The following is an 18,106-nucleotide window of genomic DNA, read 5'->3' as shown; positions in this document are numbered from 1 at the left end:
TAAGATTAGAAGGGGCATTGTAGGCTCCTTCTAATTCTAAGTTATAGAAGGATTGGTATCTAGAAAGGGGCATAGTGATGGAAAAGCAAAAAACTTTTCATGTCGCTGTAGTTGGAGCAACCGGCGCAGTTGGTGAACAAATGTTAAATACTTTAGAGAAACGAGAATTTCCAATTGGGAAGTTAACGTTACTTTCATCTAAACGATCTGCAGGTAAGAAACTTGTATTTAAAGGCGAAGAATTTACAGTTCAAGAGGCAACTCCTGAAAGTTTTGAAGGAGTAGATATTGCACTATTTAGTGCTGGTGGATCTGTATCGAAACAATTAGCGCCTGAAGCAGCAAAGCGCGGTGCAATTGTTGTTGATAATACAAGTGCATTCCGTATGACAGAAAACGTGCCACTTGTTGTACCTGAAGTAAATGAAAATGATTTAAAAGAACATAATGGTATTATTGCAAATCCAAACTGTTCTACAATTCAAATGGTAGTAGCTCTTGAGCCAGTTCGTCAGCAATATGGTTTAAAACGAGTAATCGTTTCCACATACCAAGCTGTATCAGGTGCTGGTGCGGCAGCTATTGAAGAACTTCATGAACAATCACAAGCAATCTTAAATGGTGAAGAAGTAAAGGCGAATGTTTTACCTGTATCAGGTGACGAAAAGCATTTCCAAATTGCTTTTAATGCTATTCCACAGATTGATAAATTCCAAGATAATGGATTTACATTTGAAGAAATGAAAATGATTAATGAAACGAAAAAAATTATGCATATGCCTGAATTAGAAGTAGCTGCGACATGTGTACGTTTACCAGTTGTATCGGGTCATTCTGAGTCTGTGTACATTGAAGTAGATAAAGAAGGCGTAACAGTAGAAGAAATGAAAAACTTACTTGCAAATGCAGAAGGTATTGTACTGCAAGATAATCCAGCAGAGCAGTTATATCCAATGCCAGCTACTGCAGTAGGTAAAAACGAAGTATTCGTTGGAAGAATTCGTAAAGATTTAAATAATGATAAAGGATTCCATCTTTGGGTCGTATCTGATAACTTATTAAAAGGCGCTGCATGGAATTCTGTTCAAATTGCAGAGCGCTTAGTAAAATTACAATTAGTGTAAACGGCTAAGAGAAGGTGCAAAATATGAAAATTATTGTTCAAAAATTTGGTGGTACATCAGTACGTGATGACAATGGGCGTAAGCATGCGCTTCACCATATAAAAAAATCGTTAGCTGCTGGTTATAAAGTAGTTACTGTCGTATCAGCGATGGGCCGTAAAGGTGAACCGTATGCAACTGATACGTTATTAAGTCTTGTAAATCAAGAGGAATCTAATATTTCTAAACGTGAGCAAGATTTATTATTATCGTGCGGAGAATTAATCTCGGCAATCGTTTTCTCTAATATGTTGAATGAGAATGGTATAAAAGCAGCAGCATTAAATGGTGCACAAGCTGGTTTTGTAACGAATGGCGATTTTACGAATGCTAAGATTATTGAAATGAATTGCGATCGTATACATGAAGAGTTACAAAATATAGATGTTATCGTCGTTACTGGATTCCAAGGTCAAACGAAAAATGGAGATACGACAACACTTGGACGCGGAGGTAGTGATACTTCAGCTTCAGCATTAGGTGTTGCGCTTCATGCTGAATATATCGATATCTTCACAGATGTTGAAGGTGTTATGACTGCGGATCCTCGTATCGTAAAAGATGCGCGTCATCTTCAAACTGTAACATATAACGAGATTTGTAACATGGCTTATCAAGGTGCGAAAGTTGTCCATCCGCGTGCGGTTGAAATTGCGATGCATGCAAAAGTACCACTTCGTGTACGTTCTACGTATTCTGATAGTGAAGGTACGCTTATTGCGGCATACGATGGTGCCACAAAAGGGCAGGATGTAGAAGAACGTCCTGTTACAGGGATTGCCCATGTGTCAAACGTAACGCAAATTAAAGTGCTTGCAAAAGAAACTGCATACGATTTACAACAACATGTGTTTAAAGAGATGGCAAACGAAGGCATTAGTGTCGACTTAATAAATATTTCTCCTACTGGTGTAGCTTATACAGTAAATGATAGTGTATCAGCTCGCGCTGTCGAATTGTTGAATCAACTTGGATATGAGCCAATTGTGACAGAGCATTGTGCGAAAGTATCTATTGTTGGAGCTGGAATGGCAGGTATTCCAGGGGTTACTGCAAAAATCGTCACAGCCTTAGCGGAAAAAGGTATTCAAATTCTGCAATCAGCAGATAGTCATACGACAATTTGGGTTCTTGTAAAAGAAGCCGATTTAGTGGAGGCTGTGAATGCATTACATAGTGCATTTGAGCTTTCAAAAGAAAAGCAACTGGAACAATAAGGAGTGAGATCATGATAGATTTTGGGACAATTGCAACTGCGATGGTAACACCGTTTGATAAAAACGACAATATCGATTTTGCAAAGACAACGAAATTGGTAAATTATTTAATTGATAACGGTACAACAGCAATCGTGGTAGGAGGAACGACTGGAGAATCTCCTACATTAACATCAGAAGAAAAAGTAGCGTTATATCGCCATGTCGTATCTGTTGTCGATAAAAGGGTGCCCGTAATCGCTGGAACAGGTAGCAATAATACGCATGCTTCTGTTGATTTAACCAAAAAGGCAACTGAAGTTGGTGTTGATGCAGTTATGCTAGTGGCACCGTATTATAACAAACCGAGTCAAGAAGGGATGTACCAGCACTTTAAAACAATCGCTGAAAGCACTCCGCTTCCGGTAATGCTATATAATGTTCCAGGGCGATCTATTGTACAAATCTCCGTTGATACAGTTGTTCGTTTATCAGAAATAGAAAACATTGTTGCGATTAAAGATGCAGGCGGCGATGTGTTAACAATGACAGAAATCATTGAAAAAACAGCGGACGACTTTGCGGTATACAGCGGTGATGATGGTTTAACATTACCAGCTATGGCAATTGGAGCAAAAGGTATTATTTCTGTAGCATCTCATGTTATCGGGAATGAAATGCAAGAAATGATTGCTGCATTCCAAGCTGGAGAGTTCAAAAAAGCGCAGAAATTACATCAATTACTAGTAAAAGTAACGGATGCACTATTTATGGCGCCAAGCCCAACACCAGTAAAAACAGCATTACAAATGGTTGGATTAGATGTAGGTTCTGTACGTTTGCCACTTCTTCCATTAACGGAAGAAGAAAGAGTAACGTTACAATCTGTAATGCAATCTATTCCTCGTTAATAAAAATGACCTAGTGTGAAACTAGGTCATTTTTATTTTGACTAACTATATGTAAGCGGTGAAAATTAGCTATAGTTAATAGGTTGTAACAAGAAGGGGATGGCAGAGTGTAGGATTAGTTAGGAACTGATTACAGAGATAAGATTTTTTAGTGAATATCGTTTCATGTTTATGTAAAGAATTTACATGCATATTTTTCCATTGAACTCCTATTAGGTAGGAAAAATAGTGAGTATGATATGAAAATCCCTCCCGAAAATTACAGCCTCACTTTAGCGTCTTCTCTTGTCTTTCGCATAATTTAACTTGTGTTCTATTTCTTGTATCAGGTATAATATGGCTAAGTAGCTTAGTACGGGTATGCTTAGCAAAATTAGTAAAAATTACGATTCAATGAAATTTTCATATCATATCGAATAAGATATTTGATTTATATAATGAAAGAGAGGTGAAACCTGGTTTAAAAAATTAACAAGGACATGATATCGCATAACGGTAAGGACATTCGTCTTGGACGGTGAATATATGGTGGTTGCAGAGTTTCCCCTGGTGTCTCTGCAATTTTAGTGAAATCAGTGTTTGCAAGATTTTTAAACCAGGCAACAACATGAAGAGAAAAGAGAATGAGTCTGTTAAAGTATTTGCTCTTGGCGGAGTAGGTGAAATTGGAAAAAACATGTACTGTGTTGAAATTGATTCTGAAATCTTTATTGTAGATGCAGGATTGATGTTCCCGGGAGATGAAATGTTTGGGATTGATATTGTTATTCCTGACATTACATATTTAGTAGAAAATCAAGAGCGAGTAAAAGGGCTATTTATTACCCATGGTCATGAAGATCATATTGGTGGAATTGTTTATGTGCTTCGTAAATTATCTATTCCAGTATATGCGACGAAATTAACGGTAGGACTTATACAAGAAAAGCTTGGCGAAGCAGGAATGTTAGGCCGTGTAGACTTAAAAACAATTGACTCAAATTCAACAGTAGAGTTTAATTCGACAACTGTGTCATTCTTCGGAACGACACATAGTATTCCGGATTCTGTGGGTGTTTGTTTCCATACATCAAAAGGTGCTGTAGTATATACAGGAGACTTTAAATTTGATCAAACTCCAATCGGAAATAGTGGAGCAGATCTTGGGAAAATGGCGCAAATCGGAAATGAAGGCGTACTTTGCTTATTATCCGATAGTACAAACGCTGAACGCCCTGGTTATACAGGTTCGGAAAAAGAAGTTGGTATAGAGATTTCTAAAGTGTTCTATAGTTCAGAAGGACGTATTATTGTTGCTTCATTTGCATCGAATGTACACCGTATTCAACAAGTGTTTGATGCAGCTGCTGAAACTGGAAGGAAAGTAGCGGTAGTAGGACGTAGCATGGTGAAAGTGGTAGATATTGCAAGACGTCTTGGTTATTTAGATGTTCCAGAAGGTATGGTTATTTCATTACAAGAAATAGACAATTTCCCAGAAAAAAAGGTAGCTATTTTAACGACTGGTAGTCAAGGGGAACCGATGGCAGCCCTTTCTAGAATGGCGAAACAAGCTCATAAACAAATTTCAATTCGTAAAGGTGATACTGTTATTATTGCAGCTTCTCCAATTCCAGGAAATGAAATATCTGTATCAAAAATTATTGACTTGTTATTTAGATCTGGAGCTGAGGTTATTTATTACGGTGAAAGAAAAGTTCACGTTTCAGGTCACGGTAGCCAAGAAGAATTAAAACTGATGATAAATTTAATGAAGCCGAAGTATTTTGTACCCGTACACGGTGAGTTCCGTATGCAAAAAGCACATGCATATTTAGCGGAAGATGTAGGTATTGCGAGAGAGAATATCTTTATCGTAGAAAAAGGTGATGTAATTGCTTTTGGTGACGATGAAGCAAAATTAGCTGGTAAAGTGCAAGCTGGCAATGTTTTAATTGATGGATTAGGTGTAGGTGACGTCGGTAATATCGTTCTTCGAGATAGAAAGATGTTATCTCAAGATGGAATTTTAGTTGTTGTTGTAACACTAGGTAAGGATGAAAAGAAAATAATCTCTGGTCCAGAAATTATTTCACGCGGCTTTGTATATGTTCGTGAATCAGAAGCATTAATCGAACGATCCACAGATATTGTACGTATGATTGTTGAACAATCAATTAAAGAGTATACAATTGAATGGTCTATGTTGAAACAAAATATTCGTGAATTATTAGGGCAGTTCTTGTACGAAGAAACGAAGAGAAAGCCAATGATTTTACCGATTATTATGGAAGTATAAAGAAGGTCACCTTTACAGGTGATCTTTTTCTTTTTTAACCCTATCGAATGAAATTCATAACTTAAGAAATAATAGTTATATACGAGTGAAAGGGGATTCGATATGACAGAACGTGATCGTTATACAAATGAAGAAAAAGAAGCTGAGCCGAAAGAAGTTCCAAAAGAGGCTTCTATAGTGGAGAAAATTCAGCAACTTGGACAGACGAATGTACCACAAATGAATGAATCGCGTATTCATTGCTTAACAATTGTTGGGCAGGTGGAAGGTCATATTCAGTTGCCACCACAAAATAAAACAACAAAATATGAACACATCATTCCGCAAATTGTCGCGATTGAACAAAATCCAAAAATTGAAGGTTTACTGTTAATATTAAATACAGTTGGAGGTGACGTTGAAGCTGGGTTAGCGATTTCTGAAATGGTGGCTTCGCTTTCAAAACCAACTGTATCTCTTGTTTTAGGAGGAGGGCATTCAATCGGTGTACCGATTGCGGTCTCAACTGATTATTCATTTATTGCCGAAACAGCGACGATGACAATTCATCCGATTCGTTTAACAGGTCTTGTTATAGGTGTGCCGCAAACATTTGAGTATTTGGATAAAATGCAAGAAAGAGTCATTCGATTTGTGACAAAGCATTCGAAAGTAACGGAAGATCGTTTTAAAGAGCTTATGTTTGCAAAAGGGAATTTGACGCGAGATATTGGGACGAATGTAATAGGTGGAGATGCAGTGAAGTATGGTCTTATAGATGGTGTCGGTGGTATTGGTAGCGCACTTCGAAAATTAAACGAATTAATTGATGAACACATGGACAATCGTACAGAAGGGACAATGCTACAATGATTTTATATACAATTATGCCAGAGCAACTTGTGTATCCGGCCGATTATTCACAATGCGAAAGCCAAAAAGTTGTGAATATAAATGGAGTGGAATTAGTGGTTTCTGAGGAGGATAATCAATGTTACTCTATCGTACGTGTATTAAGTACGAATCCGTCTCACTACCTAGAGTTTGAGCCTGGACAGAAAATTACCTTTTAGCAAAAAGCAGGATTTTGTTTAGGAGCTATGGTATAATATAAAAAACAAGACGGTTGAGCAGCCATGAGTAGGCTGCTTTCTTCTGTTTATTTAACATTTTACAAGAAGTGTAAAAATAGAAGATATAAAGACCTGAAAAATAGAGAGAAAGACATATAAGTAGAGCTTTTTTATAAGAAAGTTGTACTTAATTTTTAGAACACGAGGTGAAGAAATGGCAAAACAAAAGCAAAGAGGGACGAAGGCTAAGGCAAGACGTACGATAAAGCCAACTTTGTATTATGAAATCGTCGGGTTGACTCTTTTTGCACTTTCGATTATTACGATTTTACAGCTAGGTGTTGTAGGGAAATCGTTTGTGTTATTTTTTCGCTTCTTCTTTGGTGAGTGGTACATAATTGGTGTGTTAGGTGTAATAGCTTTATCTGTTGCGTTTGTAATAAAGCGTGGATGGCCAAACCTTTTAAATAAACGGCTAATAGGTGTTTATTTAATTGTACTAGCAATATTAATGTTTAGTCATATTACATTATTTAACCTTCTTACGAAAGATGGAGCTGTGCAAAATACTTCTGTAATTGTTAGTACAAAAGATTACTTCTTCCTTGAAATGAAAAAGGGCCCGGATAGTGTTCATTTAGGTGGTGGTATGTTCGGTGCACTTATGTTCGCAACGTGCTACTTCTTATTTGACGAAGTAGGGGCATATATCATTGGAATTATTTTAGTTATTCTTGGAATACTTTGTATAACAAATAAGCATATTGGAGAAGTACTTGCTCCGGTAGGGAGAATTCTTAGAAGTCAATTTCAAGTAATGCAAGGGGATTATAAAGATTGGAAATCTCAAAGGGTCGCCGAGCAAACTGAAAAGAAAAAAACAACAAGAAGCAAGAGGCGTGAACGTGTTGCTGAACAAGAAGAAGCTATTGAGCCAGTAGAAGAGATAGAAATTGGTCCACCAATTATTTCAAATTTTACTGAGAATTATCCAGTAAGTGAAGAGACGGAAAAGCAAATAGAAGAAAATGATTTAATCAATCCTCCGTTTATTGAAGAGGCAGTTCCACCTACGCCAGAAGAACAACCTCAAAAGAAACGAGGAGAAAAAATCGTTGAATCGCTAGAAGGTGAAACGAAAGCACCTCCTATGCAATTTTCTAATGTGGAAAATAAAGATTATAAGCTTCCTTCGCTTGATATATTAAAGTTTCCCCAAAATAAGCAAGTTACAAATGAAAATGCGGAAATTTATGAAAATGCTCGTAAATTGGAACGTACATTCCAAAGTTTTGGTGTGAAAGCGAAAGTAACAAAAGTACATAGAGGTCCTGCAGTTACGAAGTATGAAGTGTATCCTGATATGGGAGTAAAGGTAAGTAAAATTGTTAGTTTAAGTGATGATTTAGCGCTTGCTTTAGCAGCGAAAGACATTCGTATTGAAGCACCTATTCCCGGGAAATCAGCTGTAGGGATTGAGGTTCCGAATTCAGAAGTTTCTATAGTAACGCTTAGAGAAGTTCTTGATTCAAAGGCGAATAACCACCCAGAAGAGAAGTTATTAATCGGTCTTGGACGTGATATTACAGGAGAGGCTGTATTGGCACGTTTAAATAAAATGCCCCATTTATTAGTAGCTGGTGCGACTGGTAGTGGAAAGAGTGTATGTATTAATGGAATTATTGTAAGTATTTTAATGCGTGCGAAACCGCATGAAGTAAAATTGATGATGATTGATCCGAAAATGGTAGAGTTAAATGTATATAACGGTGTTCCGCACTTATTAACACCAGTCGTAACTGATCCGAAAAAAGCGTCACAGGCTTTGAAGAAAGTTGTGAGTGAAATGGAGCGTCGTTATGAATTATTCGCGCATAGCGGTACGCGTAACATTGAAGGGTATAACGATTATATTAAAGAACATAATAGCCAATCGGAAGCGAAACAACCTGAATTACCATATATTGTAGTAATTGTGGACGAGTTAGCTGATTTAATGATGGTTGCTTCTTCGGATGTAGAAGATGCGATTATGCGTTTAGCGCAAATGGCACGTGCTGCTGGTATTCATTTAATTATTGCGACTCAGCGCCCGTCAGTTGATGTTATCACGGGTGTTATTAAAGCGAATATTCCATCGCGTATTGCATTTGCTGTATCTTCCCAAATAGATTCTCGAACGATTCTTGACGGTGGTGGTGCAGAGAAGTTGCTAGGTCGTGGAGATATGTTGTTCATACCAATTGGTGCATCAAAACCTGTTCGTGTACAAGGGGCGTTTTTATCAGATGATGAAGTTGAGAGAGTCGTAGAATCTGTTATTGCGCAGCAAAAAGCGCAATATCAAGAGGATATGATTCCACAAGATGTTCCTGAAACAAAGCAGGAAGTAGAAGATGAATTATACGATGAAGCGGTTCAGCTTGTAGTAGAAATGCAAACAGCATCTGTTTCTATGTTACAACGTAGATTTAGAGTAGGATATACGCGAGCAGCTCGTTTAATTGATGCCATGGAAATGAATGGTGTAGTAGGCCCTTATGAAGGTAGTAAACCAAGGGGAGTACTCATTAAAGATGTGCAAGAAAAAAGTTCTTAAAAAAAGCCTAATTGTTTTTACAATTAGGCTTTTTTATATGCTGTTTTTGTTATATACTATAGTCAACAGAAAAGAAAGGGCTTACATCATAGGGTGCTCTTTAGAATACGAATGCTTATCGTTTTGGTTATCGAAACGTTCGATATTTAATGTAGAAAAATGTTGAATTCTGTTGACACATATGGGAGCAAGTGGTAAGATTACTTCGAAAAGAATCACTGCCTCATATAATCTTGGAGATAAGGTCCATAAGTTTCTACCTGGCAACCATGAATTGCTAGACTATGGGGGAAAAGTGTGTAACAAAGGATGTAAGGAATCTTTGTGCCGAACTTTTTCTCGATATGAGGAATGTTTATGGTGCAAAGTTTTTTTTATGGAATAAAGTGTGAAAATTTCATCTTGAAAAATTATTAATATTTATTCGATAATTACGCTTATTTTTATTGTTTAGTAATTTATACTATGTTGTAAGTTGAAAAAAGAGAAAAGAAGTCTTACATCAGAGGTCGAATAATTGAAATGCGGGGGAGTCTTATGTCAGTAAAATCCGATAGTCGTCACCTATATTTACGGGTGATTGATCACATCAAAGGAAAAATTAAAGATGGGGCTTACAAAGAAAAACAAAAGTTACCTTCAGAGTTTGATCTAGCGAAAGAACTTGGTGTAAGTAGGGCAACTTTAAGGGAAGCACTACGTATTTTAGAAGAAGAAAATGTTGTTATTCGTAGACATGGTGTAGGGACATTTGTAAATGCGAAGCCGTTATTTTCTTCTGGAATAGAGCAACTTTCTAGTATTACAGATATGATTTCTAGTGTGGGGAAAACACCAGGAACAATCTTTTTATCATCATCTACAACAACTTTAACAGAAGAAGAAAAAGAGAAATTTAATTGTGAAGATGGTTTTAGCGCAGTAATGATTGAACGTGTTCGTACAGCGGATGGGGAACCAGTTGTATATTGCATTGATAAACTGGCAAAAGAGATATTACCAGATTTATCGGGATACAATGAGGAATCGCTGCTTACAGTAATACATAATAATACGCACAAGCGTATCACATACGCAGTTGCTCACATTGAACCGATTGGTTATCACCCGAAAGTTTCACCGATTTTAGAATGTGAACCTGAAACGGCACTGCTAGTTTTAAAACAAATGCACTATGATCAAAATGATGAGCCAATCTTATATTCTATTAATTACTTTAGAGCTGATAAGTTTAGCTTCCACGTATTAAGAAAACGTATGTAGGGAAGTTCCTTTTTAGGGAGGTGACAGCAAGAAGTAAGGGACAGCAGCGTATGAATCATTAGACAAAACATTTCAGGAGGGGTTTCTAGTATGAAGAAAAAAACAGGTCTTTTATTATCGTTAACGTTAGCAGCAAGTACAGTGTTAGGTGCATGTGGTAACTCGGATAAAGCGGATAGTGACAAAAAAGGGGATAAAGAGTTTAAGGTTGGTATGGTTACAGATGTTGGGGGCGTTGATGATAAATCATTTAACCAATCAGCTTGGGAAGGTTTAACAAAATTCGGTAAAGACAACGATTTAAAGAAAAATGAAGGATATCGTTACCTTCAATCAAGTAAAGATGCTGATTACATTCCGAATTTAACGAAATTTGCGAAAGATCATTATAATACAACGTTTGGTATTGGATTTTTAATGCAAGACTCGATTGAAAAGGTTGCAAAACAATATCCGAAAGAGCAATTTGCAATTGTAGATACTGTTGTGAAAGAACCGAATGTAACAAGTATTACATTTAAAGACCATGAAGGTTCATTCCTAGTTGGTGCTGTAGCAGCAATGACAACAAAATCAAATAAAGTTGGTTTTGTTGGTGGTGTGAAGAGTCCATTAATTACAAAATTCGAATCAGGTTTTAAAGCTGGAGCGAAAGCAGTAAATCCAAATATCGAAATTGTATCACAATATGCTGATGCATTTGATAAGCCAGAAAAAGGATCTGTATTAGCTTCAGCAATGTACGGTCAAGGTGTTGACGTAATTTACCATGCTTCAGGTGCAACTGGTAACGGTGTATTCACAGAAGCGAAAAACCGTAAGAAAAAAGGTGAAAATGTTTGGGTAATCGGTGTTGACCGTGACCAAAATCAAGAAGGTATGCCTGAAAACGTAACTTTAACTTCTATGGTGAAACGTGTTGATATTGCAGTTGCAAAAGTAGCACAAGAAGCGAAAGATGGTAAGTTAAAAGGCGGTAAAGTAGAAGAGTTTGGCTTAAAAGATGATGGTGTTGGTATCTCGAAATCAACTGATAATGTGAAAAAAGTAAACCCAGAAATTTTAACAAAAGTAGAAGAGTTTGAGAAAAAAATCACTGCTGGTGAAATTAAAGTACCTGCGACTGATGATGAATATAAAGCATACGAAGCTGCTCTAAAGAAATAATGATAGAGCAATAGCAAAGGTTAGTTCTTAGAACTAACCTTTGTATATATAAAAATACTTTTAATAGAGTGTAATTAGGGAGTGTTCCCTGCTAGAAGGAGGAACAAAATGGAATACGTAATTGAGATGAACAATATTACAAAAGTATTCCCAGGCATTGTAGCGAATGATGATATTACGCTGCAAGTAAAACAGGGAGAGATACACGCTTTACTTGGAGAAAATGGTGCAGGGAAATCAACGTTGATGAATGTACTGTTCGGTTTGTATCAACCAGAACAGGGCGAAATTAAAATTAAAGGAAACCCTGTAAAAATTACAAATCCGAATATAGCAAATGACCTTGGAATTGGGATGGTCCATCAGCATTTTATGCTTGTTCATAATTTTACAGTTACAGAGAATATCATTCTTGGAAATGAGCCGAAGAAAAAAGGGAAAATTGCTGTTGAAGAAGCTGCGAAAGAAATTAAACAATTATCTGAACAGTATGGTTTAGCGGTTGACCCATATGCAAAGATTGAAGATATTTCGGTTGGGATGCAGCAAAGGGTTGAAATATTAAAGACGCTTTATCGTGGTGCGGAGATTTTAATATTCGATGAACCGACTGCAGTGTTAACTCCTCAAGAAATTCATGAGTTGATTCAAATTATGAAAAAGCTTGTGCAAGAAGGAAAATCTATCATTCTTATTACACATAAATTAAAAGAAATTATGGAAGTTTGCGATCGTTGCACAATTATTCGTAAAGGTAAAGGGATTGGTACAGTTGATGTTTCGGAAACTGATGAACATAAACTTGCAGAGTTAATGGTCGGACGTCAAGTGAATTTTAAAACAGAAAAAATAGAGGCCAAACCGAAAGAGGAGGTTCTGTCTGTTGCGAATCTTGTCGTTCATGATGCACGCCAATTACCTGCTGTAAAAGGCCTTGACTTAACTGTTCGTGCAGGAGAAATCGTTGGTATTGCAGGGATTGATGGAAATGGACAAAGTGAATTAATAGAGGCAATTACTGGTTTACGAAAAGTTGAGTCAGGTTCTATTGCAATTAAAGGAAAAGAAATAACGAATTGGCCTGTTCGAAGAATTACAGAGGAAGGAATTGGTCATATTCCAGAAGACCGTCATAAACACGGGCTTGTGCTTGATTTTTCTGTTAGAGATAATATAGTTTTGCAAACGTACTATAAAAATCCATTCTCAAAGAAAGGGATTTTTAATTTTAGTAAAATCACACAAAAAGCAAAAGCGCTTATAGAACAGTTTGATGTACGTACACCTAGTGAACAAACGTTAGCTCGTGCACTATCTGGTGGAAACCAGCAAAAGGCAATTATCGCACGTGAAGTGGATCGTAATCCAGATTTATTAATTGCGGCACAGCCAACACGTGGTTTAGATGTAGGTGCGATTGAATTTATTCATAAAAAATTAATCGAGCAGAGAGATAATGGGAAAGCAGTATTACTTCTATCGCTAGAACTGGATGAAATTTTGAATGTAAGTGATCGAGTTGCTGTTATATATGAAGGGAAAATTGTAGCAATTGTCGATGCGAAAGAAACAAATGAACAACAGCTTGGCTTGTTGATGGCTGGCGGAACGGAGAAAGAGAAGGTGAATACAAATGGCTAAAAAATTTTTAACGGAGCGAACAATTAACATTTTAGTTCCTGTATTATCCGTTATTTTTGGTTTACTTGTTGGTGCCATTGTAATGTTAGTTAGTGGATATGATCCAATTGTTGGGTATGCAGCGCTTTGGGAAGGAATGGTTGGAAATCCGCAAGCAATTGGTGAGACATTACGTACGATGATTCCGCTTGTGTTAGCAGGACTTTCTGTGGCATTTGCATTCCGTACAGGTCTTTTTAACATCGGAGTAGAAGGGCAATTATTAGTTGGTTGGCTTGCTGCTGTTTGGTTTGGATATGCAGTATCATTACCGGCAATTTTACATATTCCGTTGTCAATTTTAGTAGCGGCGATAGCTGGTGGTTTATGGGGATTTATCCCGGGATATTTGAAAGGGAAATTTAAAGTAAATGAAGTAATCGTAACGATCATGATGAATTATATTGCACTTTACGTGACGTATGATTTAATTAAGCGCTTTTTACATGAGGCGAATGAGAAATCGTATGACATAAAATCTAGTGCTTCTTTATCTTCTGAATGGTTATCTTCTTTAACGGATGGTTCTCGTTTGCACTGGGGAATTATCGTAGCGATTTTAATTGCGATTATTATGTGGTTCTTATTGGACAGAACGACATTGGGATACGAATTGAAATCTGTTGGGTTTAATCAACATGCTTCTCAGTATGCGGGGATGAAAGTTTCTCGAAATGTTGTGCTATCTATGACGATTGCGGGTGCATTTGCAGGGATTGGTGGTGCTATGGAAGGGCTTGGTACATTCCAAAACATGACAGCGATGTCTTCGTTTACAGGTATTGGATTTGATGGGATTGCGGTAGCTCTTCTTGGAGGGAATAATCCGTTTGGTATATTATTATCGGCTTTACTGTTCGGTGGTTTGAAAAGTGCAGCCCCGCAAATGAATTTTGAAGCAGATGTACCTTCTGAGTTAATTAATGTTATTATTGCATGTATTATTTTCTTTGTTGCTTGCAGTTATGTTTTACGCTGGGCACTTACACGCATGAGCAAGGAGGGGAAATAAATGAGCTTTATAGATATTTTAGCCATTCTTGTGACTGGTACGTTATATACGGCAGCGCCACTTATTTTTACGGCGTTAGGTGGAGTGTTCAGTGAACGTTCTGGGGTTGTAAATATAGCATTAGAAGGTTTAATGTTATTTGGTGCATTTACTGGTATTGTTACAACGTTATTAATGGGTGATACATGGGGAGCAATGACTCCTTGGATTGCACTATTATTTGCAGCTATTGGTAGCGGGTTATTTGCACTTCTTCACGCAGTAGCATCCATTACATTCCGCGCGGATCAAGTAGTAAGCGGGGTAGCGATTAACTTTTTGGCTCTCGGTTTAACAGTATTTGCGATTAAGAAAATCTTTGGTAAAGGACAGACTGATTTTATTCAATACCGAATTGAAAAAATCGATGTTCCAGGACTTTCGGATATTCCGGTAATCGGGAAAATCTTTTTCTCAAATGTACCGTTAACATCGTATATTGCTATTATTTTAGCTTTTGTTGTCTGGTACATTATTTATAAAACACCATTCGGTCTTCGTCTTCGTGCTGTTGGTGAACATCCAATGGCAGCAGATACGATGGGGATTAATGTATATAAAATGCGTTATATTGCAGTTTGTATATCGGGAATGTTTGCAGGAGTTGGTGGTGCGGTCTTCGCAATGTCGATTTCTGGTAACTTCTCAGGTGCAACAATTACAGGACAAGGTTTCTTAGCACTAGCAGCTATGATTTTCGGTAAATGGAATCCACTAGGCGCCCTTGGAGCAGCTCTGTTCTTCGGATTTGCTCAATCACTTGGGATAACTGGTGGTACAATTCCTGTATTGAAAGAAATTCCAAGTGTATTCTTAACGATATTACCGTATGTATTTACAATATTAGCACTCGTTGGTTTTGTAGGTCGATCTGAAGCTCCAAAAGCATTAGGAACACCTTATGAAAAAGGAAAACGATGAGTATTTAAAAAGTATAAGAAAAGCTCGCACATTAGTGCGGGCTTTTTTACATAGAATATATTTAATACGGAATTTTACTATGTTCCTTACATATTAAAGTTTTTAGAAAGACTCAAATGTAAGCATAATAAGGAAGAAAAGTTGATTTTTTATTTCTAAAAACTGTATATTGAAGAGGAATATTCCTACATACGTAAAGGAGGGCTATTAATGAAACTAATGGAACAGCAACTGCATGAATTAGGTGGCTTGCGAGTACATATTATTCCGACTGATAAATATAAAACAAATACCTTTGTATTTCGTTTTAAAGCACCTTTAAATGAGGAGACGGTGACAGAGCGTGCCTTATTACCATACGTATTGCAAAGTGCGACAGAAAAACTGCCTTCTGTAATTCGTCTTCGTCAATATTTAGAAGAATTATATGGATCTTCTTTAGCGGTAGATGTAAGTAAAAAAGGTGAAGACCATATCATCTCTATTTATGTAGACATTGCAAATGAAACGTATTTACGCGATGCACCACCGTTATTTGAAAAAGCGCTTTCTATGTTATCTGATATTGTTTTAAATCCAGCAACAGAAGGGGACGGTTTTCTATCTTCTATTGTAGAAAGTGAGAAACGAGCACTCTTGCAACGAATTGAAGCTACTTATGATGATAAAATGCGTTATGCAAACGAGCGTTTAATTGAAGAAATGTGCAAAGTAGAACCGTATCGCTTAAGTGCAAATGGAAAAAAAGAGAGTGTTGCTTCTATTACAAATGAAAGTCTGTATCAATATTATCAAAAAGTGTTAGCGGAAGATGAAATGGATCTATATATTATTGGTGATATTTCAGAAAGTGCAGTTGATCTTGTAAGTAAGTATTTTTCTATTTCAGCGCGTCCTGTGAGAGAAAGAAATGTACTCCTTCATAAGCGAAATAATGAAGAAAAAGAAGTTGTTGAAAAACAAGAATTAAAACAAAGTAAATTACACATCGGTTATCGTACGTTTGTCACATATAAAGATGAAGATTATTTCGCGCTGCAATTGTTCAATGGGTTATTTGGAGGCTTTTCTCATTCGAAGCTATTCGTAAATGTGCGTGAAAAAAATAGTTTAGCGTACTATGCAGCATCACGCTTTGAAAGTCATAAAGGCTTGTTGTTTGTTATGTCAGGAATCGAAGCGAAAAATTATGAAAAAGCAGTTGAAATTATTAAAGAACAAATGCTAGCGATGCAAAATGGTGATTTTTCTGAAGAAGAGATGCATCAAACAAAAAGTGTAATTCAAAATCAAATCTTAGAGGCAATTGATACACCACGTGGTTTTGTTGAAATGCTTTATCACGGGGTAATCTCGGAGCGTACGCGTCCAGTTGAAGAATGGCTAACGGGCATAGAAAGCGTGACGAAAGAAGAGATTGTGAAAGTTGCTAATAATATTGAACTAGATACAATTTACTTTTTACATGGAACGGAGGGAGAATAAATGGAGAAAATTGTGTATGAGCAATTAAAAGAGACGTTATATTATGAAAAACTTCCGAATGGATTAGATGTATATATTTTACCGAAGCAAGGATTTAATAAAACATTTGCAACGTTTACGACAAAATATGGTTCTGTGGACAATACATTTGTACCATTAGGTAAAGAAGAAATGATTCGTGTGCCTGATGGGATTGCTCATTTTCTTGAGCATAAATTATTTGAAAAAGAAGATCACGATGCTTTCCAATTGTTTAGTAAACAAGGAGCATCAGCAAATGCTTTCACATCTTTCACACGAACAGCTTACCTTTTTTCATGTACATCAAATGTAGAACGAAATTTAAATACATTGTTAAACTTCGTACAAGAGCCTTACTTCTCTGAAAAAACAGTTGAAAAAGAGAAGGGGATTATCGGGCAAGAAATTCAAATGTATCAAGATAATCCAGATTGGCGCTTATACTTTGGATTAATTGATAGCTTGTTTGTAAAGCATCCAATTAAAATTGATATTGCAGGGACAATCGAGTCTATTAGTAAAATTACGAAAGACCTATTATATGAATGTTACGAAACATTTTATCATCCGAGCAATATGTTATTATTTGTTGTGGGTGCAATTGATCCAGAGAAAACAATGGATTTAGTACGTGAAAATCAAGCGAAAAAAGATTATAAAAACCAGCCAGAAATTGTACGTTCATTTGAAGAAGAACCAGATGAAGTAAACGAAAAGAAGAAAATCATTTCAATGCCTGTACAAACACCGAAATGTTTAGTTGGTATTAAAGCGACAAATTTAAAAGAAAAAGGGAAAGCCCTTTTAAAACAAGAAATTGCGCTTACGTTACTTTTAGATTATTTATTTGGAAAAAGTTCTGTTCATTACGAAGCTTTATATAATGAAGGGCTTATTGATGATTCGTTCTCATATGACTATACGGAAGAGAATAACTTCGGTTTTGCAATGGTTGGCGGTGATACGAAGCAACCTGATGAATTGGAAGAGCGTTTGAAAGGTATTTTATTAAACACAAATTATGATCAATTAGATGCGGCAGCATTAGAACGAGTAAAGAAAAAGAAAATTGGTGGTTTTTTACGGTCGTTGAATTCACCGGAATATATTGCAAATCAATTTACACGATATGCGTTTAATGAATCTAGCTTGTTTGATGCATTGACTGTATTAGAAGGTCTAACTGTTCAAGATTTACAAGAAGTAGCAAAATTATTATTATCAGAAGAAAAAATGAGTGTTTGTCAAGTTTTACCGAAAAAATAAAAGGTTTCATAATAATACCCTCATCTTATCATTGATAAATTATAAGATGAGGG

At 36.5% G+C, this 18,106-nt stretch carries 14 protein-coding genes and 1 riboswitch; all 14 genes read left to right on the top strand.

The genetic code is table 11. From position 1 onward, the window contains the following. Positions 1-77: 77 nt before the first annotated feature. The 14 genes from asd (at position 78) to yfmH (ending at position 18,053) form a co-directional block, all read left to right on the top strand. Positions 78-1,124 (top strand): aspartate-semialdehyde dehydrogenase, encoded by a 1,047-nt coding sequence (gene asd, locus BWGOE10_RS19040; RefSeq protein ID WP_002014577.1) that lies wholly within the window; start codon positions 78-80, stop codon positions 1,122-1,124. Between the two features lie 23 nt (positions 1,125-1,147). Next, positions 1,148-2,380 carry an aspartate kinase gene (dapG, locus tag BWGOE10_RS19035; RefSeq protein WP_070144571.1) on the top strand — a complete coding sequence of 411 codons (1,233 nt, stop codon included), beginning with the start codon at positions 1,148-1,150 and terminating at the stop codon, positions 2,378-2,380. 11 nt (positions 2,381-2,391) lie between these two features. After that, positions 2,392-3,270 (top strand): 4-hydroxy-tetrahydrodipicolinate synthase, encoded by an 879-nt coding sequence (dapA, locus tag BWGOE10_RS19030; protein ID WP_070144570.1) that lies wholly within the window; start codon positions 2,392-2,394, stop codon positions 3,268-3,270. Positions 3,271-3,877: 607 nt separating this feature from the next. Beyond that, positions 3,878-5,548 carry a ribonuclease J gene (locus BWGOE10_RS19025; protein ID WP_070144569.1) on the top strand — a complete coding sequence of 557 codons (1,671 nt, stop codon included), beginning with the start codon at positions 3,878-3,880 and terminating at the stop codon, positions 5,546-5,548. 102 nt (positions 5,549-5,650) lie between these two features. Beyond that, complete coding sequence (gene tepA, locus BWGOE10_RS19020; RefSeq protein ID WP_070144568.1) at positions 5,651-6,400, top strand: translocation-enhancing protein TepA; 750 nt, start codon at positions 5,651-5,653, stop codon at positions 6,398-6,400. Beyond that, positions 6,397-6,600: a YlzJ-like family protein gene (locus BWGOE10_RS19015; RefSeq protein ID WP_002088064.1), complete on the top strand. Its 204-nt coding sequence runs from the start codon at positions 6,397-6,399 to the stop codon at positions 6,598-6,600. Before tepA ends, BWGOE10_RS19015 begins: the two co-directional genes overlap by 4 nt. 214 nt (positions 6,601-6,814) lie before the next feature. Continuing rightward, positions 6,815-9,199: a DNA translocase FtsK gene (locus tag BWGOE10_RS19010; protein WP_070144567.1), complete on the top strand. Its 2,385-nt coding sequence runs from the start codon at positions 6,815-6,817 to the stop codon at positions 9,197-9,199. 203 nt (positions 9,200-9,402) lie between these two features. Next, a riboswitch (purine riboswitch) is annotated at positions 9,403-9,504 on the top strand. A gap of 232 nt (positions 9,505-9,736) precedes the next feature. Further along, on the top strand, positions 9,737-10,462 hold the full coding sequence (locus BWGOE10_RS19005; RefSeq protein ID WP_070144566.1) for a GntR family transcriptional regulator: 726 nt from the start codon (positions 9,737-9,739) through the stop codon (positions 10,460-10,462). A gap of 90 nt (positions 10,463-10,552) precedes the next feature. Continuing rightward, positions 10,553-11,629: a BMP family lipoprotein gene (locus BWGOE10_RS19000; RefSeq protein WP_070144565.1), complete on the top strand. Its 1,077-nt coding sequence runs from the start codon at positions 10,553-10,555 to the stop codon at positions 11,627-11,629. 108 nt (positions 11,630-11,737) lie between these two features. After that, complete coding sequence (locus BWGOE10_RS18995) at positions 11,738-13,270, top strand: ABC transporter ATP-binding protein (RefSeq protein WP_070144564.1); 1,533 nt, start codon at positions 11,738-11,740, stop codon at positions 13,268-13,270. Beyond that, a complete protein-coding gene (locus tag BWGOE10_RS18990) occupies positions 13,263-14,321 on the top strand; it encodes an ABC transporter permease (RefSeq protein ID WP_002111343.1) in 1,059 nt (352 codons plus the stop codon). Before BWGOE10_RS18995 ends, BWGOE10_RS18990 begins: the two co-directional genes overlap by 8 nt. After that, a complete protein-coding gene (locus tag BWGOE10_RS18985) occupies positions 14,322-15,281 on the top strand; it encodes an ABC transporter permease (protein WP_000008059.1) in 960 nt (319 codons plus the stop codon). It begins immediately after the preceding gene. Between the two features lie 210 nt (positions 15,282-15,491). Next, a complete protein-coding gene (yfmF, locus tag BWGOE10_RS18980; protein WP_070144563.1) occupies positions 15,492-16,766 on the top strand; it encodes an EF-P 5-aminopentanol modification-associated protein YfmF in 1,275 nt (424 codons plus the stop codon). Next, complete coding sequence (yfmH, locus tag BWGOE10_RS18975; RefSeq protein WP_070144562.1) at positions 16,767-18,053, top strand: EF-P 5-aminopentanol modification-associated protein YfmH; 1,287 nt, start codon at positions 16,767-16,769, stop codon at positions 18,051-18,053. The last annotated feature ends 53 nt before the right edge of the window (positions 18,054-18,106 follow it).

The sequence above is a fragment of the Bacillus mycoides genome, from assembly GCF_001757995.1.
GTDB classification, from domain to species: Bacteria; Bacillota; Bacilli; order Bacillales; family Bacillaceae_G; genus Bacillus_A; species Bacillus_A mycoides_B.
The sequence above is the reverse complement of the archived record's forward strand: the minus strand, read 5'-3'. Positions and strand labels throughout refer to the sequence as shown.